An 18,980-nucleotide genomic window follows, 5' to 3' on the forward strand; every position below is an offset into this window, starting at 1 on the left:
ACCCGCGCAATGGGGTTAACGTTGAGCGGAAATGCACGTCGAACATGACCATCGAATAGGCCGTGTTCGGGATAACCGGCGAAGAGAACATCGTCAATCGACGTGCATCAACGGGCTGTTTCGGGGCCCCGGGAATTCGACAATCGCATGTTGCCCGTGAGGGGAAGATACAAAGAAAATCCTCTGATTTCTTCGCAGCCGGGGAGTCGCTTGTGATCACTTTGGACCGCTTGGTGAATGTCCTGGGCGGTTATGGGGTCCGGCTGCGTTGGTCGTCAGTGCCCAGGTCGACCGAGCTGCGCAGCGTGGTCATCCACGAGGTGGCTACCAAGCGGGCCGTGCTGGGCGACGTACTGCTGGCAATCGACGCCGGCTCGCTCGATGAAGCGGTCTGCTGGGCGAGCTCGGCACATGCAGTTGTGGTGTTGACGCGCGACAATGCCGAGCCGATGACGTTGGACGAGGACACCCGGGTCGGTGCGGTGATGCTGGTCGACGAGTCGCTCTCGTGGAGCGAGGTGGCCGCGGTCATCTACGGGCTGGTGTTGGAGGGCCGCGAAACCGCCGCCGGTCGAGGCCCGACGGATCTGTTCGCCCTGGCGGATAGCCTGGCGGACGCCGTCGGCAGCCCCGTTGTCATTCACGATGCACTGTTGCGCGTGCTCGCGTATTCACGGCTCCAGCAACACGCCGACCCGGCTCAGGCCGAGATCATTCTGGGCCGACAGACTCCGGACCGGCTGCGCGCCCTGTTCGATGCCCGTGGCGTATTCGCCCATCTGACGAACTCGGACGAGCCGTTGTTCGTCGAGGGCGATGCGGAGTCCGGCATGACCGGGCGCATGGTCGCGGCGGTGCGCTCCGGCCGAGAACTGATGGGGTCGGTCTGGGTAGCCTGCTCCAATCCGCTGGAGGAAACGCGGAGGGACGCCTTGGCCGAGGGCGCGCAGACGGTGGCCCTGCACCTACTGCGGTCCCAGGCCAGCGCCGACCTCGAGCGTCAGGTCGAATCCGAACTGGTGATCCGGTTACTGGAAGGCAGCGCTGACTCCGCCACGGCGGCAAGCAAGCTCGGCCTGCCGCAGAGCGGTTTGCGGGTGATCGCCCTGCAGGCGTCCGTCGGGGCCAAACGCGACGCCGCCCTGCTGTTGGCGTTCGAGCGCGCCACCGCCGGCTTCGGCTGGTCGCGTCCCGGTCGCAGCGCCTTGGCAGGCAACACCATCTACACCGTGCTGCCCGGAGAGCAGGCCTCGGTGGCGCGCCACTGGGTCGTCGGTCTCGGAGCGGCCCTACCCGAAGGGGTGGCTTTGTTGGCCGGCGTCAGCGGGCCGGCCGCGGTGACCGATCTGGCCGCTGCGCGTCAGGAGGCCGACGAATGCCTGGCGTTGCACGAGGCATCGCCTGGATCCGCGCCCCCCGCCTACGACGAATCGTGGGATGACATCCTGCTGCAGCGGTTGCGGACCGCGGCGCGAGCCGGCCGGTCTCCGACTCGTGGACCCGTGGCCGAGCTGGGCCGCCACGACCGCGCTCACGGAACCGACTACCTCGCCACGCTGCGGGCGTGGCTAGGGGCGCTCGGCGACCCGGCCGAAGCCGGTGAGCGACTGGGAGTACACGAAAACACGGTGCGTTACCGGCTCCGCAAGATGGCCGAAATCACCAATCTCCCATTGGATGACGCCAGGAAGCGGCTGGCCATGATGATCGAACTCGCGGCCACCGATATCGATTGAGCGAACCCTGTCGTAATCCGACAATGAGCGGCGGCGCCATTGTCGGACCTCGGCAATCCGTGCGGCGTCCACCCGCGCCACCATCGAGGTGAACAACCCACGGCCTTTACCCGATCCGTCGATAGGACATCCGATGACTACCCCGCGTCACGACGATCGACCGCCGTGCCCGCGCGGGCCGGGCGACCACGCCGTGCTGGAGACGTTCACCGTGCCGTTGCCGCGAAGGCTGTTCTCTCGGCTGTTCGGTCGCAACCCGCTGCTACGGGCAAGCGACCGGGTCGAGGCGCTGCTCCTGGTGCTGGCCGTCGCGGTGTCACTGTTCGCCGTACCGATCGCCGCCGCCGTCGGCACCGCGGTCTATGACTCGCGGAGCCGCATTTACGCGGAGCAGGTCCAAACTCGCAGCCGGGTGACCGCGACGGTCGTAGCGGACAGCCACGCCCCGAGGAAATTCGACAGCCGGACGGTCCAGATGCCTGCCCAATGGGATTTCGCCGGGGCAGCGCGCACTGGAGACATTGCCGCACCCCCCGCGGCCAAAGTCGGTGACGAGGTCGAGATCTGGGTCGATGCTCACGGTTCGCCGCTGACCCGGCCGAATCTGTCGCCGCGCACCGAGGCGGTCACGATCGCGGTCGCGATCTGGGGTGCCGTAAGCGCCGCGGTAGCCGCTTCGTTCGCCGGCGCCCGGCACGCCCTCGACCAAGCCCGTTACACCCGCTGGCAGCACGACTTCGACCGATTGGTCGGGCAACGGTGAGCTGAGGAAGGCGACCAGCCATCGGACACCCAGTCCCCGCAGTAGCGCCTGCGGGGATTGGGGCTGTTCGGCGCAGGTTCTCCCGGCAAATCGCGTTGTCGGGTCCGAACAATGGCGTATGCCGCGGTTGTTCATTTGATGCAAGCGCCTTGGAGTCCAAGCAGGCCACCATGGAGGTACCGGTTCGGAATCCAGAAGCAGAGGTGTGCGGTGAGCGACGGACGCGACGTATCGCTTTGGCGGACAACGTATCTCCTCCATAGCGCGGCAAACCGGACGTCGCGGCGCCGCATGGTGATTCCGACGCACGCTTGCCCCTCACGGGCTCCGCGTCGTCAGGGACGGCTGCCACACGCCGGCCCGTCCCTGACGACATCCCTACTCAGTAAAGGAAACAACGCGATGACCAGATGTGCACCTGTCTCTATAACGCCGCAGCACCGGCGCCGCCTGCAGGACGAACTCGCCGCGCTGCGCTCCCGGCGGAGCATCGAAGTCCCGGACGACGCCATGGATTACGGCGGGCACCGCGGCGCGCGCCCCGCGGCACGGGCAAAACGCATCCGCGAGATCGAGGACCTGCTCGCCACGGCCGTAGTGCGTGACGATCCCGCACGCGAGCGGAGCGCGGGCCCGGGCATGGTGGTGACCATCCGATACGACGCCAACGGTGAAACAGAAACGCTGCTGCTCGGCCGGCGGGGCGCAGAAGGCGCCGACATCAAGGTGTATTCGATGGCGTCGCCGCTGGGCCGGTGTATCGCCGGCGCTCGCCCCGGCGAGCAGCGCATCTATGCGATTCCGCATGACACCGGGCGGCCCGTGACCCTGCTCAGGGTCGTTCCGTATCGGGCTGCATCACCAGATGCGCAAACCCGCAACGATTTCGGTCGTCATACGTTCGGGAACGGAGTCTCGGACCGGCAGCCATTGACCACCATTGAGGGAAAGGGGAACGAACATGACTAGCGTGCAGCCCGTGTGGCTCACGCCGCAGGCCTACGTGCGGCTCCAGCGGGAGTTAGCCACCCTGCGGGAGTCGCGTGGCAGCAACGCGTTTGGCGAAGACGCTGACGAGGGCGCGACGGCTGTCCAGTGCGCATGGCGGCTGCGGATTCAACGGATCCATGACCTGTTGGTCAACGCCGTCGTCGGCGAGGATCCGCCCGACGACGGGGTCGCCGAACCCGGCATGGTCTTGACCGTCCGCTACGACGACACCGGTGACGTCGAGACCTTCCTGCTGGGCGCGCGCGGCGCCGAGTACGGCGACGTGGAGGTCTATTCGGTTAATTCCCCGCTGGGAGCGGCCATCACGGGGGCGCGTCCCGGTGAGCAGCGCAGGTACGTGCTGCCCAGCGGTGACGGACTCACCGTCACGCTGCTGGACGCAGTGCCATACGGCATCCACCTCGCCGGCACGAACTGATGCCGGCCACGAAGCCCGCAATGCCTAGTGCTTGTGGATCGCAATCGGTTGTGCTGGCATGCTATTCGAGGTAGTCGACCCGCTGGTGATGATGTTCCTTCTGTTGGCAGCGCTTTTTCTGATCATGGCGCTTGCTTATGGGCGAATGTGACGGTTCCATACCCGCGCCCCGCGCTGCGCCAGGCTCCCACGCGCCAGCCTCGTATACGCACCCGCGACCACCGGCCAGGCCATCGCGGCCGCCATGGCACCGGCGAGGCCAGCGGCTGAGTCATCCCGGACTAGCTCCGCCGTGGGGTAAAGTCGGCCAAACCGGGACCCAATCAGGCCCCCATACGAAGGGCCAGTGATGTCCGACAAGTCTCCTCGACAATCCATGACCAAGAAGTCCGGAAAATCATTGAAGGAGAAGCGCGCCGACAAGCGGGGGAAGTCGGCCAGTGCCGCGTCCACCGATTCGGTACTTCACGACAAGAAGCGCTGAGCGCGGCGCCTTGGTGCTCACCGCCTACTAGCGCCATCTCCTTCGATCGCGCTTAGCACCGAGTATTGCCGTCGCTAATCCCCGGTGCCGTACATCGTGCCCGGTACCCGACAAGCGCGCTCGTCTCGCGACCTTCCGGAATCTGTCCTCGGACGCCGTCTCCGGCGCGTCATCGGCGGTAGCGGACAAGCACCAGTCCGGAAGCGCCAACTTACAGATGGTGCGCGCGGTGAGCAGGTTCTGGCGCAGCAACGAGCCGGTCGTGTACGGCAAGTCGTAGGTGACGCACAGGGCGCGCACCTGCTCGGCGATCTCCGGGTAGCGGTTGCTGGGCAGGTCGGGATAGAGGTGATGTTCGATTTGATAGCAGAGATTTCCAGTCATGAACGCCAGCACCCGCCCGGCCCGGAAGTTGGCCGTGCCCAACATTTGTCGCAGATACCATTCGGGCTTGGTCTCATCGTCGAGAACTGCCGGCGTGAATTTCTCCGCACCGTCGGCGAAGTGACCGCAGAAGATGACGACGCATGCCCACACGTTGCGCAGCCCGTTGGCAACCACGTTGGCGGTGAGCGTGCTCCCCCACCGCCGGCGGCTCAACGCGGGGAAGAGGACGTAATCCTTGCCGGCCTGGCGAGCAACCTTGCGCAGGAGTGCTGCCTTGTGGGCCGACCTTCGGGCGTCCGTCTCATCACGATCCTGCACTGAATACAAGCCGTGCAGTGCGACACCCCACTCGAACAAGAGCGCCAACAGCACCGCGCGGAACGGCTGCGCCAACGCGTGCGGCCGCCATGGCTCGTCTCGAGTGACCCGCATGACTCCGAATCCGAGGTCGTCGTCGACACCCACCACGTTCGCGAAAACGTGGTGCCGGTAGTTGTGGGAGTACTGCCACTGCGACATCAGACCGGCCATGTCCCACTCCCAGGTACTGGAATGGATTTCGGGGTCGTTCATCCAATCCCATTGACCGTGGCTGATGTTATGGCCGAGTTCCATGTTCTCGATGCACTTGGCCGCGGCCAGGGTGGCGGTTCCGACGCTCCAGCCAAACTTGCCTTTACTGCCGGCGATGGCCAGCCTCGCCGCGATCTCGAGGGCGCGGTGAAAGGCAATGGCGCGCTTGATGTATGCGCGATCCCTGGCGCCGCGCGAAGCCTCGATATCGCGGCGTATCGCTTCCAGCGCGGCTGCGAGCTCCTCGAGGTCCGTGCCGCTCAGGTGGGCGTATTCGGAGACTTCAGTGATGGCCATCTAGGCGGGGCACGATTCGCGCCCGGCGGCATGCGACGGCCGCGCAACGACGCGCAGCCAGGAGAGGTTTGCGAACCGCAGCATTCTGGGTCACGTCCGATCTTGTTGGGGGAACACGGGGATTGCCGCAAGGTGAGCTCTCAATTGGCACAGCAGAACGGCGGCAACGAGCCACCGTCGTCGCCGCCCTCACCACCGGAGTTGGGCGGTGCGGCGACCTGTCCGGAACCCAGAGGTCCGGCGGAAGGCTGAGCCATCTGCTTAAGCACCTGTCTTTTCGGCTCTACGCCGTGACTGCTGACCGTAGACCTACCGACAAGATTCCCGCAACACGATGGCGCGTAGACCTCCGGCAGCGGGCGACGGTCGAACGCAAGCTTGCCGCCGTCCTCGACGACGCCGACGCCCCGGCAATTCATCCGGATAGGCTGGTGGCCTGAACGCTGTGCTCACAGGGGAGGTAACAACATGCCCGCACCGCCAGCCGAGGTATTCGACCGCCTGCGTCAGCTCGCCGCGATCAAAGACCCCGCCGCACGCCAGAGGCGGACCATCGACGAGGTCTTCACCGGCAAGCCGCTGACCACGATCCCCATCGGCACGGCCGAAGACGTCGAGGCGGCATTCGCTGAGGCGCGGGCGGCTCAGACCGACTGGGCGAACCGCCCGGTCTCCGAGCGCATCGATGTCATCAGCCGGTATCGCGACCTGGTCGTCGAGAACCGCGAGTTCCTGATGGATCTCCTGCAAGCCGAGGCCGGAAAGGCCCGCTGGGCGGCACAGGAGGAAATCGTCGATCTGATGGCGAATGCGAACTACTACGTGCGCGTCGCCGCCGACCTTTTGAAACCGCGCAAGGTGCAGGCGCTGCTCCCGGCGATCGGCAAGACCACGGTGGTCTACCAGCCCAAGGGCGTGGTCGGGGTGATCTCGCCGTGGAACTACCCCATGACGCTGACGGCGTCCGACTCGGTGCCGGCGCTGCTGGCGGGCAACGCGGTGGTGCTCAAGCCGGACAGCCAGACCCCATATTGCGCGCTGGCGTGTGCCGAGCTCTTGTACGAGGCCGGCCTGCCGCGAGCCCTCTACGCGATCGTGCCCGGGCCGGGCTCGGTGGTCGGCACTGCCATCATCGACAACTGTGACTACTTGATGTTCACCGGCTCGACCGCCACCGGCAGGCAGCTCGCCGAACACGCGGGCCGTCGGCTGATCGGCTTCTCGGCCGAACTCGGGGGCAAGAACGCGATGATCGTCACCCGGGGCGCCAACCTCGACAAGGCCGCCAAGGCGGCCACCCGCGCGTGCTTCTCGAACGCCGGCCAGTTGTGCATCTCCATCGAACGGATTTACGTCGAGAAGGACATCGCCGACGACTTCGTCGGCAAGTTCGGCGCCGCGGTGCGCAACATGAAATTGGGCACCGCGTACGACTTCTCGGTCGACATGGGGAGCCTGATCTCCGCGGGTCAGCTTGACACCGTGACCGACCACGTCGACGACGCGAAAGCCAAGGGCGCCAAAGTGATTGCGGGCGGCAACGCGCGGCCCGACATCGGGCCGCTGTTCTACGAGCCCACGGTGCTCGCCGACGTCACGCCGGAAATGGAGTGTGCGGCCAACGAGACGTTCGGGCCGGTCGTGTCGATCTACCCCGTCGCCGACGTGGATGAAGCCGTCGAAAAGGCCAACGCCACCGAGTACGGGCTCAACGCCAGCGTGTGGGCCGGCTCCTCCGCGGAGGGCGAGCAAATCGCCGCCCGGCTGCGGTCGGGAACGGTGAATGTGAACGAGGGTTACGCGTTCGCATGGGGCAGCTTGGGTGCCCCGATGGGCGGGATGGGGCAGTCCGGCGTCGGCCGCCGACACGGTGCCGAGGGCCTGCTGAAGTACACCGAGTCGCAGACGATCGCGACCGCGCGCGTGTTCAATCTCGATCCGCCGCTTGGCATTCCGGGAACGCTGTGGCAGAAGTCGCTAGTCCCCGTCGTGCGCGCGATGATGAGGCTTCCCGGGCGGAACTGACTTCCGGCTTTCACGTTCGCAACTACCGCATTCAGTCCTGTCGGCGGGCCGTTTTGGATTACTTCGCGGTCTTCTGCCATCGGTATGGCAAATCCGCGTTACGCTCCTCGATATAGCGTCACATCGCACGTCAGGAGCCCGCCATGAAGGCCGATGCGAAGCAATATGAGGAAGACGCTCGTCGGTTACGCCAGTACGCCACCTTCGACAACTTCTCCGATGCTGACCTGCTGAGCCTCGCCCGAGCAGCGCATCGCACTGCGACGTCGGCCCCATTGCCCCTGATTCATGAACAGACGCCCTCGGACTCCTGCTACATCCTGCTAAGCGGGGAGGTGGGTGTGTACATCGGGCGGGACCGCGTCGCCGTCCTGGGTCCGGGCGAGGTGATCGGCGAATCCGCACTCCACCGTGGGAAACTGCGTTCTGCGACCGTGACGACGATGGGGCCGGCCGAGGTCTTGCGTATCGAACGCGCTGATCTCGCCAGAATGCTCGACGAGATACCGGCACTTCGCGAAATCATCGACACATCCGTGGCGCGACACGTGCCGGTAGAGCTGCCGCCGAAGCCAAAACCAGCGCGCACGAGGTTGGACGTCTCAGTCCGCACCGAGTTGGTCGAGCGGTTTGAGCAAACCGCCAACAGCGCGGGTGTGGACGTAGTGACCGCAGTTGAGGACGCGCTTAATCAGTGGGTCGAACGGAAGAGCACCGCGTAGCCACTGCGCAAGAAGTGGCCACAGCCTTTCCGGCGTGTTTTCAATCTCGTTCCGCCCCTTATCATTCCGGACCATCCGTGACGAAGGTCGGTGCTGGGCGACGGTGCGGACGGTGGCGGCGTTTTCCGGCCGGGGCCGACGGCGCGCCCGCGGCCCCCACTGAGCAGGATTGACCAGGATCTACTACCGCGCGTAGTATCCGGGTATCCCGCCGGCACAAGGGGGTGCAGCGTGAGGTGGAGTTTCGCCCAGATCGGGCTGCTGATCATTTGCGTTTTTCATGTCGTTCAGGCGGTGATCGGCCTCATCGTCAATCCCAGCTTCGCGACCGGTCCCGCCGCGCCGACCGTCCAGCTACTCGGGATGGACTACAACGGCTGGCATGCCGTCGCCGGTCTCGCGTTGTTCGCTCCCGGTTTGGTGTTGGCGCTGCGCAAGTCCTGGGCCGTGCTATATCTGCTGCTCGCCGCGGTAGCCGGTGCGCTGCCGGGCATTTGGGCTTTCTTCTCGCATCAAGTGGCTTATGTCTTCACCTTCCCCAACAACACCACCGACGCGGTGGTGCACTTGGTGACCGCGGGGGTGATGGTCGCCGTGGCGGCCGTGCAGATTCGACTGGATGGTGGGCTGAAGAACTCGCTCGCCGATCTCCGGAAAGTGCGGTAGCTCGCCGCCCGGAGACTATTCGGCGAATAGCGTATTGAGCTCGTCGAAGCTCGCGGCTCCGGTTAGTCCCTCGAAGGACCCGCCCTCAATCAGCTTCCGCGCGGCGGCCAGGAACGCACCCCACGCGACCCGACTGAAAGCGGAGCCGACGCTGATCCGTCGCACCCCCAGCTCCGCGAGGTCCGTCACCGTCAGCCCCGTGTCGGAAGACACCAGGACGTTGACCGGATACGGAGCCACCGCGTCGACGAGACTGGCGATGTCCGCTTTGGTCCGGATCCCCGGCGCGAAGAGCACCTCGGCTCCCGCCTCGGCGTAAGCCTGCAGCCGCCTGATGGCCTCGGCGAGGGGGTCGGGGTGGCCGTAGAGGAAGCATTCCGCGCGGCCGGTCAGCATGACGTCGGCCCCCGAGTCGTCGATCGTCGAACGCGCAGCGCGAACGCGGTCGGCCGCCTCGGCCAGCTCGAAGAGCGGCGAGCCGGCGATGCCGGTGCCGTCTTCGACGGAGAGGCCGGCTACGCCAGTGGCCACGCAGCGCGCCACATTGTGCGCGAGCTCGCCCGCATCTTGGGCATAACCGGCCTGGAAATCGGCGTTGACGGGCACGCCGACCGCGGCCACTATTTCGGCGATGTTGTTCAGTGCCTCGTCGACGGAGAGCGCGGTCACCGTGTCTGGCAGACCCCGCGCGAAGCATAGTCCGGCGCTCGTAGTGGCCAGTGCCGGGAAGCCGAGCTTTGCGAGCGCGATTGCCGAACCGGCGTCCCACGGATTCGGGATGAGAAAACACCCCTGTTGATGCAGCCGGCGAAAACGGGCGCGGAGGTCGCCGTATGAGTCCACCACCCGATTATGCTCGCGCCCAAGTGAACTCGCCAGGCCGCCGTCCGGTGCACCCTAGACGCGAAATAGCCTGTGCGCCTTGGTATTCAAACGAGGCGGAGCCGCGATTAACCGGGAACGCCCGGGAAGCCGACGGCGGTCGTCGGTGCGCCAGGAGCGGCGCCCGCCGGCCCGAGACGACTGGCCGCAAACGCCGCACCCTGGTCAATCATGGCCGCGTTGGTCGAGTACGTGTCGTGTGCGGCGAAGTTCATCCCGTCGGAGCAGATCGGGTCTCCCTGGGCGCATACCTGAATGGTCTTGGCCTGATAGAGCGGACCGATGACGACCGGCGGCTCGCCGAAAAAGTTCATCGCCTTTTCGCTTGGCAGTGCGAAGAGCACGACCGACGAGACGTGGTTGGCCACTTCGGGGTCCAGCGGTTTGGGCACGGCCGCCGGATCGATTCCAGCCGGTACGGCGGCCGAGGTGACGAAGCCCATCACGGCAGCGCCTTGGGAATAGCCGCCGAGCACCATCTTGGTATTGGGGCAGTCGTGCGCCGTCGAAACGACCCGCGCCCCCGCGTCTCTGATCCCTTCCTCGCCAGCGTTCGTCCAGTCGTGGGTGGCGGGGTAGTTGATGGGATAGACGTCTAGCGATTTTGCGCCGACGCGCGGGCGCAGGGTGTCGATGAACGCCTGTCCGGTCGGGCCAAGACCCGGCGGGTCATCCGTGCCGCGGGCGAACAGCACTTGCACGTCCGGGCATGGCTCGGCGGAAGCGAACGGAATTGCAGAAGCGAGGACCGGAGCGCTGACGCCCGCCGCCGCGACGACCGCGGGAGCAAGGAAGTGGACTACGTGACGTGCGGTCATGGCCGTGTGTGCCCAACACATGCGGTTTCTAAACCACGAGTTTCGTGCGCTGACCAGCGTCGTCGAATTGTATTGCCGGCTAGCCATCCTCGACGAGCTCTGCGAGGAACGCGGGTAACCGCCCGGCGCCAAAGTCATAGAACCGCGCCCAGAGCGGCTCGATCGAGATGCGCACCATCTGCTTGTACGTCGACCGTACGTTGCGTTCGAAGTCGCCGAGTTGCGGTTCGTCCATCGAGCTTTTCGCCGCCGCGAGATATTCCTCGGTGACGCCGTCGACGGTTTGCAGTGTGGCTAGCCCGCGTACCAGGAGGGCCTGCGCCTCTTCCGGTGCGGAGCCGGTGTCGATCGTCAGTGCCACTTGCGGACGTGCCGATAGCGCTCGCGCTTTCGGGGCGGTGGGTGCGGTGGAGACGACGATGCGTTCGCCGGTCCAGTGAAAACCGACCGGGACGACTCGCGGGAAGCCATCGTGCCCGTTGTAGGCAAGCCGGGCCATGGAGCCGGAGAGCAGCTTCTGTGCCCCGGCGAGGGCGAGCTCCTCGGCCAACTGCTGGGTGTTCATCACATTCGTACTCCTACCCGGTAGGACCCGGGCGGACACTCAGCTGCTACTCGGGCCCACCGATGGCGCTAAGGCGCTCGCCCACCCGAGCCAGCGCCTGGTCGAATATCTCCACCTTCTCGCCGCGCTTTTCGCTGGCGGGCTGGGCGGAGCCGCGGGCGCCTTCGGCCTCAACCCGAGCCGCACCCCGACGCCGCAACAAGCTGAAGTTCTTGTCGCGCGCTTGCCTGAGCCGGCTCTGCAAATCCTTCAGCGACTTCTCGTCCATGCGAATGAGAGCCTCGGGATCACTCTCGCCGATCAACGAGCTTTCCTGCTGGGTCAGGTTCACCTGGTTGCTCACTCCTAGATTCATAGCCTGGAGCGGCCACACCGGCGCGTCGAACGTCGGACGTCATGCCGAACCGTCACGCCTGGGCCATCTCGAGTTCATATCCGGCCTCGGGTCTTCAGATCGTGCCGCGGCGGGTAGTCCTTCGGTCGACGAAGGAGGTTGCGATGGGCAAGCATTCGAAGAAGGACGACGACGAGCCCAAGGGTGGCCGCCCCGGTCCCGCGGATCACGGGGGCGAAGGTGGAATGGCGACGCGTGAGAACGCGCCGGAACTGACCGAGCCGGACCGCGAGGACTGAAGGGCGAGCTCACCAAAGGGATCCGTTTCGAGTGGCCGACGCGGCGGGTAGCCGAGAAGCCTCACTCACGACGAAAATGGATAGATGCCATTCGAACAGGCGCCGCCCCCGCCCCAATCGGCGCCGGGCTGGTACCCCGATCCCGCAGGGGTAGGCCACGGGCTGCAACGGTACTTCGACGGCACCAGCTGGACTAGCGAGTGGGCGTTCGCCGCGGAACCGCCGAAGAAAGACACTCCGGGTAAGGCGGCCTTGGCCCTGGCGGCTCTGGGCTTCCTCGTCCTCCTCATCGTCGTCGGCAAAACCTGGGTATTCGACCCCAAGAAGGACGCCCAATCGACCCCGAGCAGTTCGGCCACCGCGGGACCGCCGACCGAGGTGGCGCCGTCGACGCCGGCCGGACCCAAGAAGCCGGACGGGGTCACCTTCACGACTGCTCCAGGCCCGAACGGCGACGTGGTCAACGCCCGATTCGCCATTCGTGACAACTACACCGAGCAGCTGATCAAAGACGGTGCCCGGACGGACACCATCGACATCCTCAAATACGCGAGAGCGACGTATCCCGACGCTTCCGCGGTGAACGTGCAAGGCACCTTCCCGATGACCGACCCGTACGGCAACACCTCGACTCAGGTCGCCATCGACCTCACGTATTCGCGAGCAACGCTGAACAAGATCAACTTCGACGGCATCACCAAAGCCAGCATCTGGGAGATACGCGATTCCGGCACCATTCTTCCGGCCTTTCAGCCGTAGACCGGTGCGCGGATAATCGCCTCGTGTCCACCGAACCCCCAAAGCGACCACCGGCCGAACCGAAGCCCCCGCGGGTTCGCACCCCGCCGGAGGATTTGGACAGGTACGGCGACGAGGAGCAGATGCGCGCGGCGTCGGACGAGCGCCGGCTCCGCGACGAGCGACCGCCGCATCACGGATAGCCCACCGCTTTCCCGACGACGAGCCGTTCAGTCGGCGGCGATGCGGTCGATGTGGGCGAGGAAGTGCGTCAACACCGCATCGGGGGCCTCGAGTTGTGGCCAGTGCCCGATGTCGTCGGCGAGCATCACGACATTCGGTTCGGGTATCACCTCGGCGTAGCGGCGCGCCATGTGAGCACCGGAGTTGGGGTCGACCGGCCCATCGATCAATCGCATGGGAACCGCGGTCTGCCGCATGGCACGCACCCACCGGTTTCGGTGCGTGTAGCGATCGTTGATGAAACGGCCGACTTTGTGCAGCACCCGGCGGCCATCGTTGTAGTCCAGGATCTGGTTGAACACATCCATCATGTGCCGGGTCGGCTTGGTGTTCGGGCCGAACATCTCGCGCAGCGTGGGCTCCAGCAGCCGGCGGGACACCGGGCTGCCCTGCACGTGACTGAATACGTCACCCAACGGGGTGCCAGACATCAGCTTCTGCGCCGTTCTGGGCTTGTATGCCTCGATGAACATTCCGCCGTTGAGCCAGGTGATGGAGTCGATGCGCAGCGCGCCATAGGCTTGCTGACCGAACTCATGGCGAGCCAACATCTCCTGGCCCACCGAATCGCCGATGTCGTGGGCCAGGATGTGCACGTTGCGGATGTTCAGGTGGGCCAGCAATGCTTCGTGCATGTCGGCGTGGTCCCCCACGGAGTACTCGTAGGCCACCGGCTTTTCGGAGAACCCCATGCCGATCATGTCCGGTGCGATGACGGTGAACCGTTGCGACAGCTCCGGCCAAATCCGCGCCCAGTCAAAGGAATTGAATGGATAACCGTGGATCAGCAGCAGCGGCGGCCCGCTGCCCTCGACGCGGTAGAAGATGTCGAAGCCGAGGTAGTCGAAGTGCTCCCCGGCCGCCAGCCAGCGTTGCAGTTCAGCGTCCATGGGCTCATCATCCCCTCGGCCCGAGCGCATCGCTTGGTTCGGGGTGTGATCGCCGTGGGGTCAGGCGGTGCGCCCGCGCGCGCGGTTATGCGTGTCGGTCGACCAGAGATGACCGCAATCCGAGCACTGCAGGTGCACCAGCGTTCCCCGGTTGCTCAGCAGGTACTGCCAGTGCGTATCGCAGTTTCGCCGGCCCCGGCAATCACCACACTTGGCGCGGTGGTCGCAGCGCGGGCAAGGCAGCCATGCGCGGCGGCTACGGTCGGCCGTCGGATCAATCGGTAACACGATCGGCCGTCCGTGAGGGCAGGACGCCGGCGCGGACCAGCTCGTCGTAGACCCGCTGCTGCTCGCCCTCCAGATCCGAGTACAGCATGTCGTAGGCCCGCTGTTCCTCGGCGAGCACGGCGACAGGATCCCAGTCCTCACCAATCGCTTCGAGAACTGCGCTGCGTCGGCGCGCCTCATCGAGGGTCAGGTCATAAGCGAAGTCAAAGTTGGCCATCGCACTCCCAGCCGTTAGATACCCGAACGAATGGTTAGGATGGACTAATTAACGCTGGTCAGGCTATGACGCACGTCACTCTTACCAGTTGGGATTCGTCACATTGGGGCCCGAGTACGCGGCCATCCCCCGTTCGAGCACGGCTCAGGAAGAGTTCCTGAATGGACACACCGCGGTAGCGAACGCCGGCGGACGGTCGTTTGCTGAGATTTGCCCGCTCTCGGTGAGGGCGGCGCTGATGCGAGCCGGGCAGTTTAAAACTCCGGGTCAAGGTCAATGCTTGAGGTCTCACATTCTTTGATGGGAGGGCCTTCGATGAGAATTCGTGTTCGCCGCGTGGCGGGCGCCGTCGCGGTGGCGTTAGCGCCCATGACCTACATGGCAGCGGTGTCTCCGGGAATGAGCTCGGCTCAGCCCCCGGATTGTGGTCCTGGCAACTGGTGGAACCCGGGAGCCAACGCCTGCCAACCCGTCACACCCCCGCCACCGCCGGACTGCGGCCCAGGCAACTGGTGGAACCCAGGAGCCAACGCCTGCCAACCCGTCACACCCCCGCCACCGCCGGACTGCGGCCCAGGCAACTGGTGGAACCCAGGTCCCAATGCCTGCGAACCGGTAGTGCCGCCCCCACCGTCGTAAGCCCGGTCAGTCCACGGGGCTGCGCTTAATAGCGTCGGTGCTGCCCTGGGGGCTCGACACCAAAAGGGCCTATGACCTGTGTCGGACTGACAGGATTTGAACCTGCGACCACTTGACCCCCAGGCTTAACGACAGTATCCGTAGGTGTATTACTTAAGCGTTGTGCCACAACGGATTAACGTTTCCAAGCACAGCTACGAACAAGCACGGAAATTCACGGTCAAAGTGACCGAATGGCGGTACAAATGGCGGTACGGGCGCCCTGCACGCCGAGGTTCGTTCGCGACTCGCGTCGGACGACGCTCGATTGGTCGCTGGTCTTTCGATGCCCGCACCGAGGCGGAGGCAACTGAATCGCTGCGCCGTCGTGCCGCCACGGCGCGCTCCGGCCGCGGCCCTCGTTGCGCCGACCCGGCCGGGATCGCGGCTGCGCTCGACGTCGCCGCGACCGCTTTAAAACTGATGCGAAAGTGGGCGTCGGGCAGTCTGTCGCGAGACGGAGCGCACCGAGGGTCTCGATGAACAACTGCCCTTGCAGCGACGCGGACGTCAGGTGACAATCCGTATGACCATGGCAGGCAGCACGTATGCTTAACTGCGAGGATACTGTCACGCGTTGACGTGCTCAGAGTTATGGTCATACACTATGGACGCAGTTGTCCGTGCCTCGGCCCGTCGGGGCATCAATGGAATGTGAGATATCGCGATGAACGTAAGTAGCGCCGCTCCCAACGTCTTCGAAGCTGGCCTGCCCACGTTCAGCTACGACTTCACCGCCACTCCGCAGGACATCCTCGAAGACGTGCGAATTGCGCAATCGTGTGCGCCCATCGCCATTGGCCCTCTCGGACCGGAAATACTCTCCTACGGTCTGGCACGGGATATGCTGCGCGACAGCAGATTCAGGCTGCCGCCCGGCTTGACGCTGGCAGCACAGGGCGTCACCTCAGGCCCGCTGTACAACAAGCTGATGAGCAGCCTTCTAGGTCTTGATGGTCCCCCACACACTCGCTTACGCAAACTGGTGTCGAGAGCGTTCACTCCTCGCGCGACGTCACCTTTACAAGACACGATTCATGAGGTGGTGAACGCACTGATCGATCAAGTGGTAGAGGTCGGTCGTTGCGACGTCGTGACCGACATCGCTCGGCCCTATCCCACCCCGATCATGTGTGCGCTGATCGGTGCGCCTCGGGAAGACTGGCATCTTTTCGCACAGTGGACCGATGAAATCTTCAGGGCTTTCAGCATTCAGCCCGACGCCAACTTCGATGAAGCCGCGATCATGCGGTCGTGGAGCGAACTGGACGCCTACGTCGATGACATGGTCGCCGCACGCCGGCGCCATCTGACTGATGATTTGCTGTCTGAGCTTATCCGCGCCGAAAGCGAGGGCGACCGGCTCGATCTCGATGAACTGCGCATGTTGGTGGCTGGTTTCTTGATGGCGGGGACGGACACCACCCGACACCAACTGGCCGCCTCGGTGCAGGTGCTGTGCGAGCATCCGGATCAATGGGCGAAGCTGGGCGACCAGCCAGAGCTTGCGATGCAGGCGGTGGAGGAGAGCATGCGGCACTCGCCGGCGGTGTGTGTCGCGGTGCGAGCCGCTACCGAGGATGCCGAATTTGGTGGGTACAGGTTCCCGGCGGGGACCTCGGTAGTCGTGAACACCTTTGCGGCCAACCGTGATCCAGCGATTTATCAGAATGCAGATCGGTTCGACATCGCGCGCAAGGACGTGCCCGCGATTCTGACTTTCGGTGGGGGCGCGCACTACTGCCTAGGGGCGAACCTCGCCCGCCGGGAATTGGCGGAAGCACTCACAATCCTCACCCGACGTCTCACCGCACCCCACCGCATCGCTCCTGCGCCGTGGAAATCCCTGCTCGGAATGACCGGCCCCACGACACTTGAGATCGAGTTCGATAGCGAAAGGCTTGTGGCAGCGGATGCGTAGTCGCGGCTGGGCGGGTGTCACACCCGCCTCGGACGAGGAGGCAATCGCCCGCATTCTGGATGCGGTGGACGACGTGATCGCTGAACACGGGTCGGCGATACGGCTGGCCGACGTCGCCCGAAGGCTCGGAGTCACTCGTCAGACGGTATACCGGTACTTTCCCAACGCCGACGCGCTCCTCATTGCCAGCGCAATGCGTGCGGTCAACGGTTTCATCGACCAAGTTGTACACCACGTCAGCGGCCTCAACGACCCGGTCACTGCGATCGTCGAAATAATCTCGTTCGCAGTTGAAAACCTCACGGGCGATCCACAGTTGGAGAAGCTACTTACCCGGCCACCTGGGGGCGAAGCTGCCACTTCGCTCACCTCCGACACAGCGATCATTTTCTGCTTGTCGGCCTTCGATCGCCTCGATGTCGATTGGAAGCTTCACGGCTTCGACGCCACCGCGCTCAATGAGCTTGCCGAAATGACCTTGCGCACAGTGCATTCCCTCCTGACCGATCCCGGGCAGCGGCAACGCGACGGGAGCGCACTACGCCGCTTTGTTGCGCGATGGCTCGGTCCAGCGATCCTCTATCCACGGATGACGTCGTTGCCGGTCCACGAACGGCACGCATCATCGGACGAGCACATCGAGCCGGACAGGTGCGCTGAATCGTGAACTTCGGACGAGAGGCCGCCGACGGTGCCACTATCTGAGGGACAGGCTTGCAATTACCCTGCAAGGGCGAGCGATTATCCTTCGTCAAGGGCATCGAGCGTGTCGGGAAAGGTTGCGTTCGTTACCGGCGGGGCGTCCGGCATTGGCGCCGCGTTGGCGACCAAGTTGGTCGATGGGGGCGCCGAGGTCTGGATCGCCGATCGTCAGATCAACCCCGCGCAGGATCTGGCGCAACGCCTCAACAGGGGTGGCACAAAGGCGCACGCGATTGAGCTGGATGTGCGCAGCTATCCATCGTTTGAGCGTGCCGTCGCCGAGGCGGTAGGGCAGTCCGGGCGGATCGACTACCTGTTTAACAACGCAGGCATTTTGGTCGATCGTGAGGTCGACTCGTACACGCTCGATGACTGGAACGACGTGTTCGATGTGAACCTGCGCGGTGTGGTGCACGGCATCCAGGCGGTCTATCCGATCATGATCGGGCAGCACTCCGGCCACATCGTGAACACAGCCTCGATCGCCGGTCTCGCCGCCGGCGCAGTGCCGGTCAGCTACGCCGCCACTAAGCACGCCGTTGTCGGGATCTCCAAGTCGTTGCGCATCGAGGCCGAGCGCCACGGCGTGCAGGTATCGGTGCTTTGTCCTGGCATGGTCTCGACTCCGATGGTGCTAACGGAGAGATATCGGGGGATGGCACCAGGACCAATGGAACGCTTTCTAGAGACGTCAAAACCCGAACGGTTCGCCGAGCGCGCCCTTCGTGCCGTGTTGCGGGGAGACGCGATCATTGTGTTGCCGACGTGGTGGAAGGCATTCTGGTACCTGGAGCGGTTCTCGCCCGCGTTGTCGATGCTCGTCGCAAAAGCCATGCTTAAGCAAAAACGTCGGATGCAGTCCACCGCCGCCTGATCTGCTGTCTTATGGCTAGGCACACCGGGTTCTAAAAGTCCGCGGCCGACCTGCTGGGCCACGCGTCGATCAACATCACAGGCGATCTGTACGGGCACACCAGCGATGACGCCGCGCGGGCCGCGGTGAAGGGACTCGGCGATGCGCTCGGACTTTGAAGGCGGTATGCAAAGGCGGTACGGCATAAAAAAAGGCGGCTCCCGAACCTCGGAAACCGCCTCTGACCTGTGTCGGGCTGACAGGATTTGAACCTGCGACCACTTGACCCCCAGTCAAGTGCGCTACCAAACTGCGCCACAGCCCGGTGCCGCCTCGATCACTGGCAGCAGGTCGAAAGCCTACCGTAGAGAACCCGCTACCCCAGCAATGAGGTCCGGGCTCGCGGCCCTAGAACCACTGCCGCGCGCACGATCCGGGTCGGCGACCACGAGGTGATTCGCGAATGTGAT

At 64.8% G+C, this 18,980-nt stretch carries 20 protein-coding genes and 1 tRNA gene; 13 read left to right on the forward strand and 8 right to left on the reverse strand.

The window, feature by feature from the left end; all coding sequences use genetic code 11:
- Positions 1–212: 212 nt before the first annotated feature.
- From A5756_RS02015 to A5756_RS02030, 4 genes are all read left to right on the forward strand, one after another.
- Entirely contained in the window at positions 213–1,736 is a 1,524-nt protein-coding gene (locus tag A5756_RS02015; RefSeq protein ID WP_066946113.1) for a CdaR family transcriptional regulator, read from the forward strand.
- Between the two features lie 133 nt (positions 1,737–1,869).
- Complete coding sequence (locus A5756_RS02020; protein WP_066946116.1) at positions 1,870–2,499, forward strand: hypothetical protein; 630 nt, start codon at positions 1,870–1,872, stop codon at positions 2,497–2,499.
- Positions 2,500–2,901: 402 nt separating this feature from the next.
- Entirely contained in the window at positions 2,902–3,468 is a 567-nt protein-coding gene (locus A5756_RS02025) for a GreA/GreB family elongation factor (RefSeq protein WP_082948356.1), read from the forward strand.
- On the forward strand, positions 3,461–3,928 hold the full coding sequence (locus A5756_RS02030; protein WP_066946119.1) for a GreA/GreB family elongation factor: 468 nt from the start codon (positions 3,461–3,463) through the stop codon (positions 3,926–3,928). The genes A5756_RS02025 and A5756_RS02030 overlap by 8 nt, the downstream gene beginning before the upstream one ends.
- Before the next feature lie 511 nt (positions 3,929–4,439).
- Here the strand turns inward: A5756_RS02030 and A5756_RS02035 are convergent.
- Entirely contained in the window at positions 4,440–5,669 is a 1,230-nt protein-coding gene (locus A5756_RS02035; protein ID WP_066946122.1) for an acyl-CoA desaturase, read from the reverse strand.
- A 468-nt stretch (positions 5,670–6,137) separates the two neighbouring features.
- Here A5756_RS02035 and A5756_RS02040 point away from each other — a divergent pair, with 468 nt between their 5' ends.
- From A5756_RS02040 to A5756_RS02050, 3 genes are all read left to right on the forward strand, one after another.
- Entirely contained in the window at positions 6,138–7,694 is a 1,557-nt protein-coding gene (locus A5756_RS02040; RefSeq protein ID WP_066946125.1) for a succinic semialdehyde dehydrogenase, read from the forward strand.
- Positions 7,695–7,837: 143 nt separating this feature from the next.
- Positions 7,838–8,416: a cyclic nucleotide-binding domain-containing protein gene (locus tag A5756_RS02045; RefSeq protein WP_066946128.1), complete on the forward strand. Its 579-nt coding sequence runs from the start codon at positions 7,838–7,840 to the stop codon at positions 8,414–8,416.
- A gap of 231 nt (positions 8,417–8,647) precedes the next feature.
- Complete coding sequence (locus A5756_RS02050; RefSeq protein WP_066946130.1) at positions 8,648–9,082, forward strand: DUF4383 domain-containing protein; 435 nt, start codon at positions 8,648–8,650, stop codon at positions 9,080–9,082.
- 15 nt (positions 9,083–9,097) lie between these two features.
- Here A5756_RS02050 and A5756_RS02055 read toward each other — a convergent pair whose 3' ends face one another.
- The 4 genes from A5756_RS02055 to A5756_RS02070 form a co-directional block, all read right to left on the reverse strand.
- Positions 9,098–9,925 carry an isocitrate lyase/phosphoenolpyruvate mutase family protein gene (locus A5756_RS02055; protein WP_066946259.1) on the reverse strand — a complete coding sequence of 276 codons (828 nt, stop codon included), beginning with the start codon at positions 9,923–9,925 and terminating at the stop codon, positions 9,098–9,100.
- A gap of 107 nt (positions 9,926–10,032) precedes the next feature.
- A complete protein-coding gene (locus A5756_RS02060) occupies positions 10,033–10,782 on the reverse strand; it encodes a cutinase family protein (RefSeq protein WP_066946133.1) in 750 nt (249 codons plus the stop codon).
- 79 nt (positions 10,783–10,861) lie between these two features.
- The gene (locus tag A5756_RS02065; protein ID WP_066946137.1) at positions 10,862–11,347 is read right to left on the reverse strand and encodes a pyridoxamine 5'-phosphate oxidase family protein; all 486 of its coding nucleotides are present in this window, start codon (positions 11,345–11,347) and stop codon (positions 10,862–10,864) included.
- 46 nt (positions 11,348–11,393) lie between these two features.
- Positions 11,394–11,678 (reverse strand): hypothetical protein, encoded by a 285-nt coding sequence (locus A5756_RS02070; RefSeq protein WP_231989248.1) that lies wholly within the window; start codon positions 11,676–11,678, stop codon positions 11,394–11,396.
- Between the two features lie 167 nt (positions 11,679–11,845).
- Here A5756_RS02070 and A5756_RS26595 point away from each other — a divergent pair, with 167 nt between their 5' ends.
- From A5756_RS26595 to A5756_RS26145, 3 genes are all read left to right on the forward strand, one after another.
- On the forward strand, positions 11,846–11,980 hold the full coding sequence (locus A5756_RS26595) for a hypothetical protein (RefSeq protein ID WP_255360735.1): 135 nt from the start codon (positions 11,846–11,848) through the stop codon (positions 11,978–11,980).
- A gap of 84 nt (positions 11,981–12,064) precedes the next feature.
- Positions 12,065–12,739, forward strand: coding sequence for a DUF2510 domain-containing protein (locus A5756_RS02075; RefSeq protein WP_066946140.1), 675 nt, complete (start codon positions 12,065–12,067; stop codon positions 12,737–12,739).
- A 23-nt stretch (positions 12,740–12,762) separates the two neighbouring features.
- On the forward strand, positions 12,763–12,921 hold the full coding sequence (locus tag A5756_RS26145) for a hypothetical protein (protein ID WP_197505723.1): 159 nt from the start codon (positions 12,763–12,765) through the stop codon (positions 12,919–12,921).
- 27 nt (positions 12,922–12,948) lie between these two features.
- Here A5756_RS26145 and A5756_RS02080 read toward each other — a convergent pair whose 3' ends face one another.
- Positions 12,949–13,851: an alpha/beta fold hydrolase gene (locus tag A5756_RS02080; protein ID WP_066946144.1), complete on the reverse strand. Its 903-nt coding sequence runs from the start codon at positions 13,849–13,851 to the stop codon at positions 12,949–12,951.
- A gap of 274 nt (positions 13,852–14,125) precedes the next feature.
- The gene (locus A5756_RS02085; protein WP_066946146.1) at positions 14,126–14,356 is read right to left on the reverse strand and encodes a DUF6400 family protein; all 231 of its coding nucleotides are present in this window, start codon (positions 14,354–14,356) and stop codon (positions 14,126–14,128) included.
- A 1,345-nt stretch (positions 14,357–15,701) separates the two neighbouring features.
- Between A5756_RS02085 and A5756_RS02090 the strand changes: the two genes are divergently transcribed.
- The 3 genes from A5756_RS02090 (at position 15,702) to A5756_RS02100 (ending at position 18,531) form a co-directional block, all read left to right on the forward strand.
- Complete coding sequence (locus tag A5756_RS02090) at positions 15,702–16,955, forward strand: cytochrome P450 (protein WP_066946149.1); 1,254 nt, start codon at positions 15,702–15,704, stop codon at positions 16,953–16,955.
- Positions 16,948–17,622 (forward strand): TetR/AcrR family transcriptional regulator, encoded by a 675-nt coding sequence (locus A5756_RS02095; RefSeq protein ID WP_066946152.1) that lies wholly within the window; start codon positions 16,948–16,950, stop codon positions 17,620–17,622. Before A5756_RS02090 ends, A5756_RS02095 begins: the two co-directional genes overlap by 8 nt.
- Before the next feature lie 99 nt (positions 17,623–17,721).
- Positions 17,722–18,531, forward strand: coding sequence for an SDR family oxidoreductase (locus tag A5756_RS02100; RefSeq protein WP_066946155.1), 810 nt, complete (start codon positions 17,722–17,724; stop codon positions 18,529–18,531).
- A gap of 230 nt (positions 18,532–18,761) precedes the next feature.
- Here A5756_RS02100 and A5756_RS02105 read toward each other — a convergent pair.
- Positions 18,762–18,835: transfer RNA gene (locus A5756_RS02105), tRNA-Pro, on the reverse strand.
- Positions 18,836–18,980: the final 145 nt, after the last annotated feature.

Origin of the sequence: Mycobacterium sp. 852002-53434_SCH5985345 (assembly GCF_001667155.1) — a bacterium.
GTDB lineage: Bacteria > Actinomycetota > Actinomycetes > Mycobacteriales > Mycobacteriaceae > Mycobacterium.